The organism is Streptomyces sp. HPF1205, from assembly GCF_020400825.1.
GTDB lineage: Bacteria > Actinomycetota > Actinomycetes > Streptomycetales > Streptomycetaceae > Actinacidiphila.
Map to the genome: position 1 here is coordinate 1 of NZ_JAINVH010000015.1, position 18,904 is coordinate 18,904.

Consider the following 18,904-nt stretch of genomic DNA (forward strand, 5'->3'; position numbering starts at 1 on the left):
ATTTTATGGCTCGGGTCCTCCGATTTTATTCGGGGGACCCGAGCCTTTTTTCGTTGTAGCGTCTGGCCCATGGAACCCATGGAGCCCATGGAGCCTGGGGAGTACGAGATACGGACCGTGCGGCCGGCGGAGTGGCGGAAGATCCGCGAGGTCCGGTTGACGGCCCTTCAGGATCCCGTCGCCGTAGTGGCCTTCGCCAGGAGCTACGCCGAGGAGGCGGCGCTCCCCGACGAGGAGTGGCAGCGCCGTGCGTCCGGTGCCGGGGCACAACAGTTCGCCGTCATCCGCCCCCGTACTGGCGACGGCGGGGGAAACAGGGGAGGGGACGGCGACGGCGAGGAGGAGCGGGCCGGGGAGGACTGGGTCGGGATGGCGGTGGTGATCGCCGAACGGCCGGACTACCTGAGCGTCAACGCCGTATACCTGCGGCCCGAGGTGCGGGGCACGGGACTGGCCGAGCGGTTGTTCGCGACGGTGGCGGAGTGGACCTGGGAGCGCGCCGACCGCCTCCACCTGTGGGTGCACCAGGACAATCCGCGGGCCGAGGCCCTCTACCGGCGCGTGGGCTTCGTACGGACCGGGCGGTCGATGGCGCATGCGCGCACTCCCATGCGCAGCGAGTACGAGATGGTGCTCACCCGCGGCTGAGCGGGGCTTTCCTGCCCGGCACGAGGAGCCCTGCCGCGGCTCCCGCGAGGGCCAGTCCCGCCGCCACGCCCATGGCCGGACGGAAACCCGAGGCGAAGGCGGACGCGGAGGCGTAGGTGCCGCAGGCGCTGAAGACGGCGGCCAGGACGGCGACGCCGAAGGCCCCGCCGAGTTGGCGCATGGTGCTGTAGGCGCCCGACGCCTTGCCGATGTCGGCGGGGGCGCTGGTGCTGACGACCGCTTTGGTGACCGCGGGAATGCACAGAGCCGGGCCGACGCCGCTGACCGTGAGGGGGACGACGAAGGCGAGGTAGGAGGCGTGGGTGGTCGCGGCCAGGGCGATCCACGCCGGTCCGAGGGCCGCGAAGAGCATGCCGCCGACGATCAGGGGGCGTTCGCCGATTCGGTCGGCCAGGGCGCCGGTGCGGGGTGCGAGGAGGAACGGGGCCATGCCCCAGGGAAGCATCCGCAGCCCCGCCCCGAGCGGCCCCTGGCCGAGGCTGATCTGCAGGTACTGGGTCATGAAGAAGAGCGCGCCCGCCATGGAGCCGTTGAGCAGGAAGATCACGGTGTTGCCCGCGGAGAAGGAGCGGGAGCGGAACAGGCGCAGGGGCACCATCGGGGTCGTGGCGCGGGCCTGGCGGCGTACGAACAGGGCGGCGAAGAGCGCGCCGGCGGCGAGGGCCCCGGTGACCTCGGGGCTGCCCCAGCCGGCCGCGTCGGAACGTACCAGTCCCCAGACCAGGCCGACGGCCGAGGCGGTGAACAGGGCGAGGCCGGGCAGGTCGAGCGAGGCGGCCTGGCCGAAGCCCTCGGAGACGCGGGTGAGGACGAAGGGGATCGCGGCGAGTCCGATGGGGACGTTCAGCCAGAAGATCCACTGCCAGGCGAGGCCTTGCGTGATGATGCCGCCGAGGGCGGGGCCGAGGAGGACGGCGAGGCTGGTGATGCTGCCGTAGACGCCGATCGCCCAGCCACGGCGCTGGGGTGGGAACGCCGTGTTGAGCAGGCCGAGGGCCAGGGGCATGACGACGGCCGCGCCGACGCCCTGCACCGCGCGGGCGGCGATGAGCGCGCCGACGGACGGCGCGAGCGCGCAGGCCGCCGAGGCGAGCGAGAAGAGGGCGAGCCCGGCCGTGAACAGGCGCCGGCGGCCGAACCGGTCGCCCAGTGACGCGCTGGTCATGAGGAGTACGGCGAAGCTGAGCGTGTAGGCGTTGACCGTCCATTCCAGGTCGGCCATCGAGGCGTGCAGGTCGTCCTGGATCGAGGTCAGGGCGGTGGCCACGACGAGCATGTCGAGGATCACCATGAAGGAGGCGACCGAGGCCAGGACCAGGACCCACCACTGGGCGGCGGTCACCGCGGGGACGGGCGGCGCCGCGCCCGGCCCCGTTCCCCCGGAGCGCGCGTCCGCCCCCGCCCCCGCCCGCGCGCCCGTATTCGTACTCGACTGCGTGCTGCTCACGTTCGTCCTCCGAGGTGTGTCCGGTGTCGGTCCGGTGTCGGTCCGGTCGTGTCCGGTCCGGGTTCCGGTGTGCGTCGGTGGTACGGACACCGGTTCGGGCGGAAAGTGGGCGCGGGGCCGCTCAGTTTCCGCGGCCGGGGGTGTCTGTATCAGGAGGAACGGGGACCAGGACGGGGACGAGGACGACCGAGAGGAGCGGGGTCGTGGCGCGGACGGTGGCGGGAGCCGAGGAGAGCGCGGCGCTGGGGAGGGCGCGGGCGGGGGACGGGGAGGCGTTCCGGCGGCTTGTGGAACCGTACCGGCGCGAACTCCAGCTGCACTGCTACCGCATCCTGGGCTCGGTGCACGACGCGGAGGATCTGCTGCAGGAGACGCTGCTGGCGGCGTGGCGGGGGCTGGGGGGATACGAGGGCCGGGCGTCGGTGCGGACGTGGCTGTACAGGATCGCGACCAATCGCTGTCTGAACGCGCTGCGGGACGGCGCCAGGCGGCCGTCGCAGGAGGCGTCGGGGTGGTGGCGTGCGGAGGTGCCGTGGCCGGAGCCGCAGCGGCGGCTGGCCGAGCCGAGCCGGCTGGAGCCGTATCCGGACGTGCTGCTCGACGGGCTGCCGGACCGGGCGCCTGGGCCCGAGGCGCGGTACGAGGCGCGGGAGGCGGTGTCGCTGGCGTTCCTGACGGCGCTGCAGCAGTTGCCGGCCAGGCAGCGGGCGGTGCTGGTGCTGCGCGATGTGCTGGGGTTCCGGGCGGCCGAGACGGCCGCGATGCTGGGCGCGAGTGAGAGCGCGGTCACGAGCGCGCTCAAGCGGGCGCGGGCCGGTCTGGACGCGCAGGTGGCAGGGGCGGGGCGGGAAGAGGCGCCGCTTCCGGGTTCGGCGCGGGAGCGGCGGATCCTGGACGGCATGGCGCGGGCCTTCGAGACGGGCGACGTCGACGCGATCGTGGCGCTGCTGACGGACGACGCGTGGCTGACGATGCCGCCGCTGCCGCTGGAGTACCAGGGGGCGGCGGCGGTGGGGGACTTCCTGCGGACGGTCGCGCTGCGGGACGGCCGTACGTACGTGATGGTGCCGACGCGGGCGAACGGGCAGCCGGCTTTCGGGACGTACCGGCGCGATCCGCGCAGTCCTGTTCTGCGGCGGCACGGGGTGCTGGTGCTGACCCTCGCCGGGGACCGGGTCGCGATGATGACGCGGTTCATGGACACCGCGCTGTTGGCGGCGTTCGGGCTGCCGGGGTCGCTGCGCGAGGGAGGGGGGTGGCCCGCGTCCCGCGGTGTCTCATGAGTGGCCGCGGGCCGGTTCCGGCTCGTGCCGCGGCGTCTGCTCCTGCCGGAGGAGGAGGAGCGGTGTGGTCAGGATGAGCAGTCCCGTGACGGTGAGAGCGGTGCGCGGGCCGGTGGCGTCGGCGAGCAGCCCGGCGAGCGCGGTGAGGACGGCGATGGACGCCTGCTGCCCGATCGACCAGGCCGACAGGGTGCGGGCGACCAGATGCTTGGGAGTCTGTTCGAGCCGGTAGGTGGCGAGCACCGGGCCGTACAGGCTCATGTTGACGATGATCGCCAGCTCGACGGTCATCACGGTGACGAGGCCGACGACGCCGGGACGGACGAAGGCCAGGCCGATCAGCCAGACGGCGCGCAGGGTGCCGACGGTCCGGAAGACCCACTGCCGGCCGAAGCGGGCCACGACACGGCGGGCAGGTCGGATCGGACCGCGTCAATGGATGCGGACGCACCCGCGTCAATGGATGCGGACGCACCCGCGTCAATGGATGCGGACCGCGTCGGGGACGGCGGGGGGCAGGGTGTCCGCGGTGTCGTCGCCGAAGGCCAGGCGGACGTCGGCGGACTGCCACAGGGGTGAGTGCCAGCGGGCGAGGGCCTGTTCGGGGGAGCGCAGGACGGCGAGGGTGGGCAGGCCCGAGGCGTGGCCGGTGGACAGGAGGGTGGGGAGCTGGGGGAGAGGGGCCAGGGCGGCGACATCGTCGAGGACGAAGGTGAGTGGTGGGTCGAGCCGGCCGGCGGATGACCCTGCGGCCATGCGCCGGCCGTGCTCGACCACGCTGGAGACGAGTGCGGTGAGCAGGGGCATCGCACCCGGGCGTGACTTGGGGTCCTCGATCCGCTCACCCACTACGTACAGCGTTCCCCGTTCGGAGACGAACGACTCCAGGTCGAGGCCGCCGGCAGCGGCCTGTCTCGGAGGGTTGCACGCGTCGCGGATGTGGACGGACCCCAGGGGCTGGAGGATGTGGCGGATGAGCGCCTGGGCGGCGTCGCGGCGGTCGGGGTGGGCGTGCAGGACCGATTCGAGTTCGCCGCTCCAGCCGCTGGTGGCGGCGGTGTGGGTGCGCAGGATGCGGACCGCCTCGCCGGCGCCTGCCCCGGATTCGGGCCGGGCGGAGCCGCGTCTGGTGTCGCTCGCCGCCCAGCGCTGGATCTGCCGGAACGGGCGGCCGTCGACGGCCGCCGCGTGCAGCCAGCAGCGCAGCAGCGTGACGGCGGTGTCGTGGACGATGGCCTCGTCGGGGCGGGCGGGGCGCAGGGGGGCGAGGAGCGCGGCGGCCCGTATCGAGGCGTCCTGGGGGTTTTCGCAGCCGGTGTGCGGTGCCCAGCGCAGCCGCCCGGGGACGTCGAGGAGGTGGGCGGGGTCGTAGACGTGGACGGGACCGAGCTTGGCGCGGTTGCCGACGGTCTGGTGGTACGTGTCGGGGTCCGCGGTGGTGATCACGACCGGTCCCGCGGCGGCCAGGACGGCGGGCTGGATGACGCGCTTGGCCTTGTCGCCGCGCTCGCGGGCGAACAGGGCGTAGGTGCGGGTGATCTCGCCGTCGGCGAAGGGGTGGGCGGCGGTGCGTGCGCTGGGCTCGGGGGTGACGGCGGGCAGGACGGAGGTGGGGGCGTCGTCGCGGCCGGGGGCTCCGGGGGCTCCGGGGGCGTCCGGTGCTCCTGGGGCGCCGGGCGGAGGGACGGCCTGCGGGACGGTGCGGAACCAGGCGTCGAGGGTGTCGTCGCGGTGGGGTGCGGCCGGCCGCCGGGGGGCGGGCACGGCGGCGGTGGGGCCGGTGGGCGCGGCCTGGAGGCCGGTGCCGGGGCCGGTGCCGGGGCCTGCCCCGGAGTCCGCCCCCGTGCCGGGCTCGGCGTAGTCGGCCTGGGCGTCGTCGGCCTCGGCGTAGTCGGGCTCCGGGCCGGCCGTGGGCCGGCGGGCGGCCCGGGGCGTGCGGGCTGGGCGGGCGGGGGTGTCGCGGGGGCGCCGGGGCGCGGGCCGGCGGCGGCCGCGCAGCCGGGCGAGGGTGTTGACCACCCAGACGGCGAGCACGATCAGCACCATGAACTGGCTGATGAACACGCCCCAGAACAGCCCGGAGTCGGGCAGTCCCGCGGGGTCGGCGCCGTTCCAGGCGCCGGGGATGTCGTGCGGGTCGGAGATCAGTGCGCGCATGGCCCGCGGGGTGCGGGTGAAGTGGGCGTCGCCCGGCCAGTGGCCGTGGGCGAGCAGCCCGGCGATTCCGGTGCCGCTCCACACCAGGAAGGTCACCGCGAGCAGGACGGCGATGATGCCGACGACCAGGCCGTCCGGCAGGCCGCCCTCGTCCCTCTTCCGGTCCGCCATGGCGTCACCTCACCTCCTTGCGCTCACGCCACCTCGTCGGCCATCTGCTTGGCGAGCGCGACTTCGGCGGCGGCATGCGCCTCGGCCCGGGCCGCCGCTTCGGCTTCGGCCTCGGCTTCCTGCTCCGCCCGCTGCTGCGAGCTCTCGGTCATGGCGCGGTCGGTGAACACCAGCGGCCGTTCGGCCTCGGTGACCAGGTGCTTGACGACCTGTACGTTGCCGTTGACGTCCCAGACGGCGATGCCGGGCGTCAGGGTGGGAATGATCTCCACCGCCCAGCGCGGCAGGCCCAGGACCCGTCCGGTGGCGCGGGCCTCGTCGGCCTTCTGGGCGTAGATGGTGCGGGTGGAGGCCATCTTCAGGATCGCGGCGGCCTCCTTGGCGGCGGCGCCGTCCACGACGTCGGACAGGTGGTGGACGACGGCGACGAAGGACAGGCCGAGGCGGCGGCCGAACTTCAGCAGCCGCTGGAAGAGCTGGGCGACGAACGGCGAGTTGATGATGTGCCAGGCCTCTTCGACCAGGAAGATGCGCTTCTTGCGGTCCGGGCGGATCCAGGTGTGCTCCAGCCACACGCCGACGATCGCCATGAGGATGGGCATGGCGATCGAGTTGCGGTCGATGTGGGACAGGTCGAAGACGATCAGCGGGGAGTCCAGGTCGATGCCGGAGCTGGTCGGGCCGTCGAACATGCCGCGCAGGTCGCCGTCGACGAGGCGGTCGAGGACGAGGGCGACGTCCAGGCCCCAGGCGCGGACGTCCTCCAGCTGGACGTTCATCGCCTCGGCGGACTCTGCGACGGGGTGGCGCAGCCGCTCCACGATGTCGGTGAGGATGGGCTGGCGGTCCGTCACGGTCTCGGCGACGTGGGCGTGGGCGACCTTCAGTGCGAAGCCGGAGCGCTCGTCCAGGCCGCGGCCCATGGCGACCTCGATGATGGTGCGCAGCAGGGCGAGCTGGCCGGTGACGGTGATCGCGGGGTCGAGCGGGTTGAGTTTGATGCCGCCGTCGAGGGCGGCCATCGGGTCGAGCCGGATGGGGGTGAGGCCCATGGCGCCGGCGATGAGGTTCCACTCGCCGACGCCGTCCTCGCCCTGGGCGTCGAGGACGACGACCTGCCGGTCGCGGAACCGCAGCTGGCGCAGGACGTACGTCTTCTCCAGCGCCGACTTGCCGTTGCCGGACTCGCCGAGGACGAGCCAGTGCGGGGCGGGCAGCTGCTGGCCGTAGAGCTGGAAGGGGTCGTAGATGTAGCCCTTGCCGGAGTACACCTCGCGGCCGATGATCACACCGGAGTCGCCGAGGCCGGGGGCGGCGGTGGGCAGGTAGACCGCCTGGGCCTGGCCGGTCGAGGTGCGGACCGGCAGCCGGGTGGTCTCCACGCGGCCGAAGAGGAAGCTGGTGAACGCGTCCGTGATCGCCGCGAGAGGGTCCAGCATGGGCATGGCAGTGGCCTCCTCGTACGGGCGGGCTAGCGGCGGATGCCGGTAGCGAACGGCAACGTATTGACGAATGCCCGGTGGTGTTCACGATCGCACCACTCAAGCTTCAAATACGACTTACCGGCCGAAGCGCGGATGGTGCGTTTGTCGCGGGCGAGTGCTTCCGGGGTGCGTGAGGAGACTGTGATATAGCCGACGAGGTTCACTCCGGCGGCACCGCTGGCCAGGTCCTCGCCGCGCTGGTCGATCCGGCCGTGGTGGGCGATGTCGCGGGGGTCGATCACGCGGTTCATCTTGGCCTGGCGGCTGGCCTCGGCGTCGTCGTTGGTCTTCTCGGTGAGCATGCGCTCGATGGCCACGTCGGTGGGTTCCAGGTCCATGGTGACCGCGACGGTGCGGATCACGTCGGGCGTGTGCACCAGCAGGGGCGCGAGGAAGTTCACGCCGACCGGGGTGAGCGGCCATTCCTTGATCCAGGCGGTGGCGTGGTGCCAGGGCTCGCGGGTCGCCGACTCGCGGGTCTTGGCCTGCAGGTAGGTGGGCTCGGTGGCGTCGAGTTCGGCCGGCCAGGTGTTGCGGCGGGTCATGGCCTGGATGTGGTCGATGGGGTGGTCGGGGTCGTACATCGAGTGGACGAGGGAGGCGAGGCGGGCCTGCCCGAGCGGCTGGCGGACCCGGATGTCGGCCTCGGCCAGGCGGGCGCAGATGTCGTTGAGCTCGCGGGCCATCACGGCGGCCAGGCCGGCGTCCTTGTCGACCTTGGCGCCGCGGGTGACGGTGGCGCGGGCCATGGCGTGGCCCTCGGCGGCCAGTTCGCGGGTGAAGTGCATGCAGGCGACGAGGTAGGCGCGGTGCTGTTCCGAGGAGGTGGACACCATGGACTGCAGCTGGTCGTAGGAGTCCTTGAGCCACCTGTCGGCGTCGGGGTCGCCGCGCAGGGCGACGTCCTTGGCGTGCGCGTCGGGGTCGGCGGGAAGGGTGCGGGCCAGCATCTGCAGGCGCGTCACATACCCGTCGCCGTTGGCGACATGCTTGAGCAGGGTGCCGAACCGCTCGACGAGGGCCTCCTGGTCCTCGCTGTCGCGCAGGCCGACGCCCGGGCCCTCGATCTCGATGGCGGCGGTGACGGTGCGGCGGTCCACGTGCAGCAGCACCGCGATCTCGTCGGGGCCGAAGGGCGCCGACAGCCAGGTGATCCGCCCGATGCCCGGCGGCGGCCCGACCTCGACCTCGCGCCCGTCGAGGCGGGTGCCGGCCTCCTGGACGCCGGAGCGGTAGGTGGGGGAGACGCGCAGGGTGCGGCGGTAGGTGCGGTTGATCTCGAACCAGCGGTAGAAGGTCCGCTTCCGGTACGGCATGTACACCGCGGCCAGGGCCAGGGTGGGCCAGCCGACGAGGCCGACGATCCGCAGCAGGAGTACCGGGATCAGCAGGCCGCTGAGCATGCCCAGGCCCGCGCCGGCGATGATCAGCGCGATCTCGCCGGTCTCCCGGTTCTTGCCCACGATCGCGTTGGGCCGCGCCTTCCCGATCAGATACGTGCGCCGCGGCTGGGTGAACGGCTGGACCGTCACCTGCGATCACCTCCCTGCGAAGAGCCGTTGGTGGGGCCGGGGCCGGACCTGGAGGGCGAACCGCCCCGGGCCGGCCCGCCCGCTCCGGTGCCCGTACCGGACGAGCCCGGGGTACGGGAGCTGTGGGCGGCCATGCCGCCGGCGACCGGGTTGGCCGGCTGCGGGCCGCCGCCCTGGGCCTGCTCCTGGGGGCCGCCGCGGGCGCTGTGGGTCTTGATGCCCTGTTTGACCAGCGCGGCCGGGGAGGAGATGACGGCGGCGGCCTGGCTGCCGCCGGCCTCCTTGCGGCTGTTGCGCAGGTTGACCACGTCGTCGCCGAAGCCGGGCACGAACCGGTAGATCGCGAAGCTGGCGAAGATCGCGAGCAGGATGATGGCCAGGCCCGAGACGACGGCGGAGAAGGAGTCCGGGCCGTTGTCGCCGGCGGACAGGGCGCCGGCCAGCCCGAGCACGACCACGATGACGGGCTTGACCAGGATGACCGCGATCATGATGCCGGCCCAGCGCCTGACGTGGTGCCACATGTTCTTGTCGACCAGGCCGGCGTAGACGGCAGTGCCCAGCAGGGCCCCGACGTACAGCAGCGCCGCTCTGATCACCAGTTCGAGCCAGAGCACGCCGGCGGCCAGGACGGACACCATCGACACCACGATCAGCATGATCGGGCCGCCTCCTATGTCGGTGCCCTTGGTGAGGGCGCCGGAGAAGGAGCCGAAGAAGATCTGGGTGTCCGACTTGGTGCCCGAGCCGACCACGGCGGTGACGGCGTCCGTGGCGCTCACCACCGTGTACAGCACGAGGGGGGTGAACGCGCTGGCCAGGACGGTCAGCCACAGGAAGCCCACGGCCTCGGTGAGGGCCTCGGTCAGCGGCACGCCGCGCACGGCGCGCTTGGCGACGGCCAGCAGCCACAGGACCAGGGTCAGGATGGTGGACGCGGCGAAGACCACGGCGTACTGCCGCAGGAACGCGGTGTTGGTGAAGTCCACCTGCGTGGTGCGGGTGACGGCGGCGGCCAGTTTGTCGATCGTCCACGACGCGGCGGTGGCGCAGCCCTTGGCCAGCGAGGTGAGCGGGTCGAGGGAGTCGGCGGCGCCGGACTTCGAGGGGGCGGTGGGAGTGCCCCGGGTGCAGTACGACTTGGCGGGGCCGCGGATGTAGGCGCAAGGGTCGTGCGTGGGCGTGGGGTGGCCGGCGCCGTTCGCGGACGAGGTCGCGGACGAGGTCGCGGACGAGGTCGCGGACGAGGTCGCGGACGGGGTCGGGCCGGGGGTGGCGAAGGCGCGCGTGGCCGTCAGGACGGCGGTCGCCTGGACGGCCGCCAGGGCGAGCGCGGCCTTGCGCAGAGCACTACCGGGCATAGGTGAAGCCTCCGAACCCGTTCACCGCGTCGGCCATGTCCTTGGCCGACGACGCCGTCTGGTCCCGTCCTACGGGAGCGGGACCGTCCTTCTGCTGGAAGTCGGTGATCTTCCAGTCGCCGGAGGTCCAGGTCATCCGGAACGTGTTCGTGTACCAGCCCTCGGTCACCGGGCTGGTGGAGCCCTCGCCCGCCAGGCCGAACAGCGAGGAGTACCAGATGCTCACGGTCGCCGTGGCGCCGTCGTAGCCGGTGAGTTCGGCGCCGACGGGGTTGACCCGGCTTATGAACGTCATGCCCTTGGGCGCGGTGCCGTCGCTGTTCAGGCCGATGCGCTGCAGGAACGCGGGGTCGGTGTACGCCTTGTCCAGCTGGTTCCGCGAGGCCGCGGCGGCCCGCGGGGCGTAGACCGTGCTGACGATGCGGTGCCGCGTCTGCGTGTCGAACATCCCCGTCCCGCCCAGGGCCACCGCGTAGTTCGCCGCCGCCGACTGGGCGCCCTGCGCGGTGTGGGCGAAGCCGGAGGGGATGCCGGCGGTCCTGCCCGTGACGGGGGCGACGCCGGTGGGGGCGGTGGGGGCGGAGCCCTTCGAGCCGCGGGAGCCCGAGCCGGAGCCGGAGGAACCGGAGGAGCCGGTGGAACCGGAGGAGCCGGAGGAACCGGAGGAGCCGGAGGAGCCCGAGGCGCTGTCGGAGGACGCCGTGGGGGAGGAGGAGTCGTGGGAGTGGCCGCCGCGGTTGGCGAAGGCGATCGCGGCGATGAGGAGGACGACGATGCTGACGACGGTGATCAGGGCGCGGCGGGGCTGGGCCGGGCGGCGGGCGCCGCCGCCGTGGCCCTCGGGCATCCGGGTCCTGGTCGGGGGGCCGTCCTGACCGAGGCTCATCGGGCCGCCGCCTTCCCGGGCACGCCGCAGCGCCGCGGGACGCGGAGGGCACCGCTGCTCGATTGAGTGGGCATCAGCACGCAGCCTCGGGTGTGAAGGGAAGGCGGAGCCGGGGACGGGCTCCCGGGGGCGGAGCCGGCGCGGGCCGGCGGGGCCGTGGCTAGACGGCCATGCCGTACACGATGGTGAACAGGGTGCCGAGGGAACCGATGATGAACACTCCGGTCAGTCCGGCGATGATCAACCCCTTGCCCTGCTCGGCGCTGAAGGTGTCGCGCAGTGCCGTCGCGCCGATGCGCTGTTTGGCAGCGCCCCAGATCGCGATGGCCAGGCACAGCAGGATCGCCACCGCCATGACCACCTCGACCATCACGCGCGCTTCGTTTCCCAGGCTACCGAAGGGTCCCCAGTCGGGCGCGATGCCGCCGATGATGGTGTTGATGTCGCCCTTCGCGGCTGCAAGATACATATAACTCACCACCCCGCTCGATCAGTTGACTCCCTCGCCGGGGCGCAAGGGGCCAGGATCTATCTTGACTGAGGATTCCGCTGTTTCATGTCGACTCAGCGACTTTCTCGGTGGATCCTCCGTGTGATCCGGCCCCCAACCGGCAGACTGGTGCGCGGACCGGTGTTCGAAAGCCGTGGACGACTACTCTGTGTATCACGAGCATCACCGTAGGGCAACGGAAGGGACGGGCCCGCCGTGGCGCGGAAAATCTGGCTCACCGTCATCATGGGGGTGGGCCTGTTCCTTTCGCTGATCGCGCTTCTCGTGGTGGGGACCTTCTCGGCGGCGGCGGGGCTGGCGAGGAACGCCCGGGAGGCGGTGGCGCTGGCCAAGGGCGCGGTGCCGGCCGCGTACGAGCCGATCGTGCAGCAGTGGGGCAACCTGTGCCCGGCGCTGAACCCGGCGCTGCTGGCCGCGCAGCTCTACCAGGAGAGCGGGTGGAACCCCAGGGCGCGCAGCGGGGCGGACGCGGAGGGGATCGCCCAGTTCATCCCGGGTACGTGGGCGACGCACGGCGTGGACGGCGACGGCGACGGCAAGGCCGACGTGTGGGACCCGCAGGACGCGATCCCGTCGGCGGCGCGGTACGACTGCGATCTGGCGGCGTACGTGAAGAACGTGCCGGGGGACAACACGGACAACATGCTCGCGTCGTACAACGCGGGCGCGTACGCGGTGATCCAGGCGGGCGGCATCCCGCCGTTCGCCGAGACGCAGAACTACGTGCGGATCATCCGCTCGCTGGCGAAGAGCTTCGCGGCGCCCGTCGGCCGCCTGGCGCCCTCGCAGCAGGCGGCGGCGGCGATCTCGTTCGCGCAGGACCAGCTCGGCAAGAAGTACCTGTGGGGCGGCGAGGGGCGGGCCGACCAGGGCGGGCGGTTCGACTGCTCGGGCCTGACGCAGGCGTCGTACGCCTCGGTGGGCGTCAAGCTGCCGCGGGTGGCCAACGACCAGTGGAACGCCGGGCCGCACCCGAGCCGCGACCAACTGCTGCCCGGTGACCTGGTGTTCTTCGCCTACGACCTCAACGACCCGCGCACCATTCACCACGTGGGCATCTACGTGGGCGGCGGCTACATGATCGACGCCCCGCACAGCGGCGCGTACATCCGCTTCGACCCGATCGACGCGGCGGACTACATCGGGGCGACGCGGGTGACCCAGGACGGCGCGGCGGCGCTGCCGTCGGCGCAGGCCGCGTAACGCCTGGGGCGAGTGCGCTCGGTGAGGCGTTGGCCCGTGATCGGGGCCGCGCGGCCCCGCCGGCCCCCGGCGCTGGTCACCCTTGCATAACGGCATGGTGATCATCTGGCGAAAACCGGAACGCTACATATCGTGTCGGCCGTTGTACGGGGGAGAATGGCTTGTGACTCAAGCGACGGGGGTTGCACACGAGCCGAGCCACGTCACGTCAGCCGCCAGACAAGGGGCACCACCGCCATGGCAGAGGTCGCTAACGACAGCGTGAACCCCGACATCCGCCTGCTGCGCGGCATCAACGACCTCGCCCGGCAGGCGCCGCGCGGCGTCGACCGGGTGGTGGAGTTCCTCGCCGAGTACGGGGTGATGGTCGCGCTGGCGGCCGTGACCGCCTGGTGCTGGTGGCGGGTCGCCCGCCGCTCGGACGACGCCCCCGCCGCGGTCGCCGGCGTCGCCTGGTCGGTCCTGGCGGCCGGCGTCACGCTCCTGCTCGGCATCCCGGTGCGCGCCCTGGTCGCGCGCCCCAGACCGTACGAGGAGCACGACGGCCTGGACGTGCTGGCGCGCGCCCACGGCTTCTCCTTCGTCAGCGACCGCTCGGCGGTCGCCGGGGCCGTGGCCGTCGGGCTGTTCATGGTCAGCCGCAAACTCGGCGCCGTGGGCGGGCTGCTGGCCGCCGCCGAGGGGTTCGGCGTCGTCTACCTGGGGCTGCACTACCCGACCGACGTCATCGGCGGCTACGCGCTGGGCGCCGCCACCACCTTGCTGCTGGCCCCGCCCGCCCTGGCCCTGCTGACCGCCGCGACCACGGCACTGGCCCGCTCCCGGTGGGCGGTTCTGGTACGGGTGCCGGCGCGGGCCGGCGCACAAGGCGGTGCCGCGGGCGAGCGGGAGAGGGAGCGGGGGCGGGAGCGGCCGCGCGGCACCCAGCCGGCCCAGCGGCACCACAGCGCGGCCGACAAGGACCTCGCGGCGTAGCGCGGGGACGCGCCGGACGGCACCTCGGGCGCGCCGCACCTCCCCGCGCGGCCCCTCACAGGCCCCCGCGCGGCCCCACGCGGCCTCGCAGGCCCTCGCAGGCCCTCACAGGGCCTGCGGGAAGTCGAACAGCCGGGAGGGGTCCAGGCGGTGCTTGACGGCCGTCAGGCGGTCGGCGTTGGGGCCGTAGTAGGCGGTGCGCCAGGAGCCGAGCGTCGGATCGGCGTAGTTGGCGTAGGCGCCGCCCGAGGCCCAGCGCCGCATGGCCGCGTGAGTGTCCGTCAGCCACGAGCCCGTGGACAGGTGGTCCGAGGCGATGTACTGCACGAGCACGCGGGACCTGCGGTGCGGGAAGGCGGTCGCGGTCGGCGAGGGCCGGTTGACGGCGCCGCCCAGGGCGGTCAGCGCGATGCTGCCCGCGCCGGAGCCCGACAGCCGGCTCAGCCGCTCGGTGTGCGCGAGCAGGGCGTCGACGCCGGCGGACGGCAGTTCGGCGGAGACGAAGTCCGAGCGCGCGGTGTACGTCTCGCGGCCCAGGTGGCCGGCCGGGGCCAGGTGGCACTGGGCGGCGGACAGGTTCGCGCAGCCCGCGTACGCGAACATCGCGTTCACGTAACTGTGGTCCCGCAGGGTCACCGACCTCGCGGGCGAGCCGACCGCGGCGGTCAGGGTGGCGACGGCGGCGGCGAGGCCGGCGTGCGAGCCGGTGGACATCATGGGGACGGCCACCGAGGGCGGGCCGCCGGCCGCGCAGTCCAGGTGCAGCGCCGACCAGATCGCGTCCGGCTGGTCGGGGCCCCAGTGCTGCCAGGCCCGCACCACCTCGGCGGCCCGCGACCAGGGCCAGGTCAGGTAGCCGGTCACCACGGACGGCACCGGGTGGGTGGCGAAGGTCAGGGAGGTCACGACGCCGAACTGGCCGTTGCCGCCGCCGCGAAGCGCCCAGAACGTATCGGGATCGGACGAGGCGGACACCTCGCGGACCCGGCCGTCCGCCGTGACGAGGGTCGCGCCCGTGAGGCTGTCGCAGGTCAGGCCCATGGACCGGCTGACCACACCGTGCCCGCCGCCCAGGGTGAGGCCCGATATGGCGACCGACGGGCACGAGCCGCCCGGAACCGTACGGCCGCGCTGCCCGAGCGTGTTGTAGACGTCGATCAGCTTCGCGCCCGCCCCTATGGTGGCCGTCGTGCCGTCCAGCCGGATCGAGTTGAGCCTGGAGACGTCGATGATCAGCCGTCCGTCGCCGCTGGAGTAGCCGGCGTACGAGTGGCCACCGCTGCGGATGGCCGGCGGCGTGCCCGTCCGGCGGGCGAAGTCCAGGCACGTCCTTATGTCGGAGGTGCTCGTCACATAGGCGATGGCGGCCGGGCGCAGGACGTCGAAGCGGGTGTTGTAGAGGCGGTGGTCGCGGGCGTAGGCGCTGTCCCGCGGGCGTATCAGCGGCCCGTGGAGCGAGGCGGCCAGCGCATTCCAGTCGGCCTTGGCGTGAGCGGCGGTGGTACGGCCGCCGGCCCCGGGCGTCGCCGTCGCGGACGGCGTTGACGCGGCGGACCCGGCCGGCGCCTTGGCGTCGCCGCTCCCCTTGTCCGTGCACCCGGCGGTCAGCCACGCGCCCGCGACCGCCCCGCCGCCCGCCCTGAGCGCCCCGCGCCGCGTCGTACCGCCCATTCCGCCCATCCGCCCACCGCCGTGTCGAGTCCGCAGGTCACCGGGTCGCCCGGCCACCGAGTCAGGAGGGCCGCACTGTCCCGCGCGCGCCTCCGCAAACCCAAGACGCGGGGGGTGGGATTCCGGTTGCCGCCGGCACGGCGGCGGGCTGGGCAGCGTGCGGGGCGGCAGGCGGCGGGGCGGCAGGCGTCCGGTTGCGCCCGGGCGCGCGCCGCCCTCACGCCTGGCCGGTGCCGTCGGCGTGGGACAGGGCGTCGCGCCGGGCGCGGTCGCGGGCACGGCGGGCGGGGCCTTTCCAGCCGCAGTCGCAGCGGGCGGAGGCGAAGGAGCCGCGTTCCACGACGCGGGTGCGGTGGCCGGGGCCCGGGTCGGGGTCCGCGTCCGGCTCCGGGGCGGGCTCGGCGGGCTCGGGCGTGGGGTCCGGCGACGGCACCCTCCCACCGTAACGGGCGAGCGGGCGTCCCGTGACGGGGTCGTCGGGACCGTCGTTATCAGGACGCGGCCCCGGCTGGAAGAGCTGTGGCGGCGGTGTCCCACGGTGTCCATGGGGGTGCGGTGATGGCGGTACGGCGACTGCCCGGCGTGGCGGCGGCCACGGCTCTGGGCGCGGCCCTGCTGTCCGGCTGCGGCGGTCAGGCCGCGGGCTCGGCGGCGGCCGACACCCGGGACGGCGCCGCGGCGCGCGCGGTGACCGCCGCCGCCGACACGCTGGTACGGGCGGGCAGCTCGCGGGTGACCACCGCCATGCGGATGGCCAGCGGCGGCACCTGGCTGACCATCACCGGCACCGGCGCTTTCGACTACACGGCGCGCCGCGGCCGGCTGACCCTCACCCTGCCCAGGAACGCCGCGGGCGCCCAGGAGCACAAGCCGATCACCGAGCTGCTGCTCCCCGGCGCCCTCTACATGAAGGACCGCGGCGAGGGCGTGCCGCCCGGCAAGTGGGTACGGGTGGACACCACGCGGCTGCCCGACGGCAACCTGGTGACCGGCGGCGCCACCGGGCCGCTGGACGCGGCCGACCTGCTGCGGGGGACCCGGGAGGTCACCCTGGTCGGCGAGGAGACCCTCCCGGACGGCACGAGGGCGCGCCACTACGAGGGCACCGCCGACATCGCGCTCGCCGCCCGCGCGACCCCGGCCGCCGACCGCGGCCCGCTGGAGGCAGCGGCCAAGGGCTTCGCCAGGACCCGGGTGCCGTTCGACGCGTGGCTCGACGCGGAGGGGCGGCTGCGGCGGCTGAGTCAGACCTTCACGTTCGGCGCGGCCGGCACCGGCGGGGGCGCGGTCCGCGAGGTCACTGTGGTCTCTACCACTCGCTTCGACGGGTTCGGGGTGCCGGTGCCGATGGCGATGCCGCGACCTGCGGACATCTGGTCCGGAAAGATCGTTTCTGCGCCGGCGGGGCGGGGGTCCGGCCCGGTCGGGTCGCGCTAAATGGTCCTTCCGTGCCATGCGGAGGGGCGCACGGGGTCCTTACGCTGGTGAGCGGCCGCCGCGGGTGCACGGCACGTGCGCCCGCGCTCACGAGCGAGGAGGTGGTGTGCGTATGGCGCCGTCGCCCGGAACCTCGGTGCAGGACGATGCGGTCGCCCTCGCCGAGATCGACCTGTGCGGTGAGCTGATGATTGCTGCGTCCACCGCTGATGAGGAGAGGTTGAGCTTCGCTCGGATCGATGAGGTGCTTGAGGTGGGGCGGGGGACGGGTGCGGGTTGACGGTTCGCCCGGCCTGCGCCGGGCCTGGCCTCTCCGCTGCGCGGCTTGAGGCTTGCGCTTTGCGCTTTGCGCTGCGCGGCACGCTGCGGCCGGGTACGTCGGCGTCGGCGTTCGGCTTGTGGGTTGAGCGGGCGGGCGCCGTTGATGGTTTCGGGCCGTTGCCGTGTGCCGGTGCGTCGTGGCTGGTCGCGCAGTTCCCCGCGCCCCTGTGGGGGCGCGCCCTGCGGGCGCAGCCTGGGTGGCGGCAGCCGAGGGTGAGCCGCAGCCTCCCTTCTTTGGGGCGCGCCCTGCGGGCGCAGCCCGGCGCCCGGGTTCCGCGCCCCTGCGGGGGCGTACGTTCTCTGGGCCTGGCGGCGGCTTCGAGCCGTTGGTGGGTTTGGGCCGTTGCCGTGTAGCGGTTCGTTGTGGCTGGTCGCGCCCGCGCGGCGGCAGCCGCATATCGGGTTGAGCCCCGCGCCCCTGTGGGGGCGCGCCCTGCGGGCGCAGCCCGGCGCCCGGGTTCCGCGCCCGGGTGGCGGCAGCCGAATATCAGCCACAACCCCGCAACCCTTTGCGGGCGCGGCCCGTGCGGCGGGAGCGGATATCAGCCACAGTCCCGCGGCCCTTGCGGCGGCAGGCGCGGGTGAGCCCGCAGGCTCGCGGCCGGGGGCGCGGCGCCTGGGGTGCGGGTTGGGGGGGCGGAGCTCCCCGCAGGGGCTAGGTGCGGAGGAGGCGGGCTATCGCGGCGGTCGCTTCGGCGACCTTCGCGTCGGTTTCCTCCTGGCCGCCGCCCACCGCCGCGGCGGCCACGCAGTGGCGCAGGTGCTCCTCCAGGAGCTGGAGGGCGAAGGACTGGAGGCCCTTCGTGCTCGCCGAGACCTGGGTGAGGATGTCGATGCAGTAGACGTCTTCCTCGACCATGCGCTGCAGGCCGCGGATCTGGCCCTCGATCCTGCGCAGCCGCTTCAGATGGGACTCTTTGTCATGGCTGTAGCCATGCGGTCCGGACGGCTTCACAATCTCACCCGCGACGCTTTCCGTGGTCATCCCGCCTGCCAGCCCTTCTGTCCCGTTATACCCCCGATGGGTATAGCTTACTGAATCGATACCGAGTGCGAGGCATCCCCCGTTCAGGGGGTGTGTGAGCATGGGCGACACTGGGGGACGCCGGTTAGCCGTGGCCGGATGATGCGCCTAGCATCAACGAGACCCGATCCGAGTACAACGAGGACCCCACGTGCGCTTTCGTCTGACCCCCAGGGAGACGAGCTTCTACGACATGTTCGCCGCGTCCGCGGACAACATCGTCACCGGCTCGAAGCTCCTGATGGAACTGCTCGGGGCCGATTCGGCAACGAGGACCGAGATCGCGGAACGGATGCGGGCGGCCGAGCACGCCGGGGACGACGCGACGCACGCGATCTTCCACCAGCTCAACTCCTCCTTCATCACACCCTTCGACCGTGAGGACATCTACTCGCTGGCGGGCTCCCTCGACGACATCATGGACTTCATGGAGGAGGCCGTCGACCTGGTCGTCCTCTACAACGTCGAGGAGCTGCCCAAGGGGGTCGAGCAGCAGATCGAGGTGCTGGCGCGGGCCGCGGAGCTGACCGCGGAGGCCATGCCCAACCTGCGCACGATGTCCAACCTCACCGAGTACTGGATCGAGGTCAACCGGCTGGAGAACCAGGCCGACCAGATCCACCGCAAGCTGCTCGCCCACCTGTTCAACGGCAAGTACGACGCCATCGAGGTACTCAAGCTCAAGCAGATCGTCGACGTCCTTGAGGAGGCGGCGGACGCCTTCGAGCACGTCGCCAACACCGTGGAGACCATCGCGGTCAAGGAGTCCTGA

17 protein-coding genes and 1 pseudogene are annotated in these 18,904 nt (G+C 73.1%); 7 read left to right on the forward strand and 11 right to left on the reverse strand.

Going from position 1 to position 18,904, the window contains the following annotated elements:
• The first annotated feature begins 69 nt into the window (after nucleotides 1-69).
• On the forward strand, nucleotides 70-648 hold the full coding sequence (locus tag K7G61_RS18470; RefSeq protein WP_225847980.1) for a GNAT family N-acetyltransferase: 579 nt from the start codon (nucleotides 70-72) through the stop codon (nucleotides 646-648).
• Here K7G61_RS18470 and K7G61_RS18475 read toward each other — a convergent pair.
• Nucleotides 635-2,116: a DHA2 family efflux MFS transporter permease subunit gene (locus K7G61_RS18475; protein WP_225847981.1), complete on the reverse strand. Its 1,482-nt coding sequence runs from the start codon at nucleotides 2,114-2,116 to the stop codon at nucleotides 635-637. The two genes, K7G61_RS18470 and K7G61_RS18475, sit on opposite strands and share 14 nt — an antisense overlap.
• A gap of 203 nt (nucleotides 2,117-2,319) precedes the next feature.
• Between K7G61_RS18475 and K7G61_RS18480 the strand changes: the two genes are divergently transcribed.
• A complete protein-coding gene (locus tag K7G61_RS18480) occupies nucleotides 2,320-3,399 on the forward strand; it encodes a sigma-70 family RNA polymerase sigma factor (RefSeq protein WP_225847982.1) in 1,080 nt (359 codons plus the stop codon).
• Here the strand turns inward: K7G61_RS18480 and K7G61_RS18485 are convergent.
• From K7G61_RS18485 to K7G61_RS18515, 7 genes and pseudogenes are all read right to left on the reverse strand, one after another.
• A pseudogene (locus K7G61_RS18485) lies at nucleotides 3,394-3,819 on the reverse strand (MFS transporter); the annotation flags it as partial. The gene K7G61_RS18480 and the pseudogene K7G61_RS18485 sit on opposite strands and share 6 nt — an antisense overlap.
• A gap of 60 nt (nucleotides 3,820-3,879) precedes the next feature.
• The gene (locus K7G61_RS18490) at nucleotides 3,880-5,727 is read right to left on the reverse strand and encodes a TraM recognition domain-containing protein (protein WP_225847983.1); all 1,848 of its coding nucleotides are present in this window, start codon (nucleotides 5,725-5,727) and stop codon (nucleotides 3,880-3,882) included.
• A gap of 23 nt (nucleotides 5,728-5,750) precedes the next feature.
• Nucleotides 5,751-7,172 (reverse strand): ATP-binding protein, encoded by a 1,422-nt coding sequence (locus K7G61_RS18495; protein ID WP_225847984.1) that lies wholly within the window; start codon nucleotides 7,170-7,172, stop codon nucleotides 5,751-5,753.
• Between the two features lie 26 nt (nucleotides 7,173-7,198).
• Nucleotides 7,199-8,743, reverse strand: coding sequence for an SCO6880 family protein (locus tag K7G61_RS18500; protein WP_225847985.1), 1,545 nt, complete (start codon nucleotides 8,741-8,743; stop codon nucleotides 7,199-7,201).
• On the reverse strand, nucleotides 8,740-10,104 hold the full coding sequence (locus tag K7G61_RS18505) for a hypothetical protein (RefSeq protein ID WP_225847986.1): 1,365 nt from the start codon (nucleotides 10,102-10,104) through the stop codon (nucleotides 8,740-8,742). The genes K7G61_RS18500 and K7G61_RS18505 overlap by 4 nt, the downstream gene beginning before the upstream one ends.
• Complete coding sequence (locus K7G61_RS18510) at nucleotides 10,094-10,990, reverse strand: hypothetical protein (protein ID WP_225847987.1); 897 nt, start codon at nucleotides 10,988-10,990, stop codon at nucleotides 10,094-10,096. The genes K7G61_RS18505 and K7G61_RS18510 overlap by 11 nt, the downstream gene beginning before the upstream one ends.
• 160 nt (nucleotides 10,991-11,150) lie before the next feature.
• Nucleotides 11,151-11,459 (reverse strand): hypothetical protein, encoded by a 309-nt coding sequence (locus K7G61_RS18515; protein ID WP_225847988.1) that lies wholly within the window; start codon nucleotides 11,457-11,459, stop codon nucleotides 11,151-11,153.
• 267 nt (nucleotides 11,460-11,726) lie between these two features.
• Here K7G61_RS18515 and K7G61_RS18520 point away from each other — a divergent pair, with 267 nt between their 5' ends.
• Both K7G61_RS18520 and K7G61_RS18525 read left to right on the forward strand, forming a co-directional pair.
• Nucleotides 11,727-12,704, forward strand: coding sequence for a bifunctional lytic transglycosylase/C40 family peptidase (locus K7G61_RS18520; RefSeq protein ID WP_225848155.1), 978 nt, complete (start codon nucleotides 11,727-11,729; stop codon nucleotides 12,702-12,704).
• A gap of 237 nt (nucleotides 12,705-12,941) precedes the next feature.
• The gene (locus tag K7G61_RS18525; protein ID WP_225847989.1) at nucleotides 12,942-13,679 is read left to right on the forward strand and encodes a phosphatase PAP2 family protein; all 738 of its coding nucleotides are present in this window, start codon (nucleotides 12,942-12,944) and stop codon (nucleotides 13,677-13,679) included.
• Nucleotides 13,680-13,784: 105 nt separating this feature from the next.
• Here K7G61_RS18525 and K7G61_RS18530 read toward each other — a convergent pair whose 3' ends face one another.
• Both K7G61_RS18530 and K7G61_RS18535 read right to left on the reverse strand, forming a co-directional pair.
• Nucleotides 13,785-15,350 carry an FAD-binding oxidoreductase gene (locus K7G61_RS18530; protein WP_225847990.1) on the reverse strand — a complete coding sequence of 522 codons (1,566 nt, stop codon included), beginning with the start codon at nucleotides 15,348-15,350 and terminating at the stop codon, nucleotides 13,785-13,787.
• A gap of 217 nt (nucleotides 15,351-15,567) precedes the next feature.
• Nucleotides 15,568-15,783 carry a hypothetical protein gene (locus K7G61_RS18535; protein WP_225847991.1) on the reverse strand — a complete coding sequence of 72 codons (216 nt, stop codon included), beginning with the start codon at nucleotides 15,781-15,783 and terminating at the stop codon, nucleotides 15,568-15,570.
• Between the two features lie 125 nt (nucleotides 15,784-15,908).
• On the opposite strand from K7G61_RS18535, the gene K7G61_RS18540 reads away from it, so the two are divergent.
• On the forward strand, nucleotides 15,909-16,787 hold the full coding sequence (locus K7G61_RS18540; RefSeq protein ID WP_225847992.1) for a hypothetical protein: 879 nt from the start codon (nucleotides 15,909-15,911) through the stop codon (nucleotides 16,785-16,787).
• Between the two features lie 106 nt (nucleotides 16,788-16,893).
• On the forward strand, nucleotides 16,894-17,067 hold the full coding sequence (locus K7G61_RS18545) for a hypothetical protein (RefSeq protein ID WP_225848169.1): 174 nt from the start codon (nucleotides 16,894-16,896) through the stop codon (nucleotides 17,065-17,067).
• A 696-nt stretch (nucleotides 17,068-17,763) separates the two neighbouring features.
• Here the strand turns inward: K7G61_RS18545 and K7G61_RS18550 are convergent.
• A complete protein-coding gene (locus K7G61_RS18550; protein WP_225847993.1) occupies nucleotides 17,764-18,093 on the reverse strand; it encodes a metal-sensitive transcriptional regulator in 330 nt (109 codons plus the stop codon).
• Nucleotides 18,094-18,283: 190 nt separating this feature from the next.
• Here K7G61_RS18550 and K7G61_RS18555 point away from each other — a divergent pair, with 190 nt between their 5' ends.
• A complete protein-coding gene (locus K7G61_RS18555) occupies nucleotides 18,284-18,904 on the forward strand; it encodes a DUF47 domain-containing protein (protein WP_093787998.1) in 621 nt (206 codons plus the stop codon).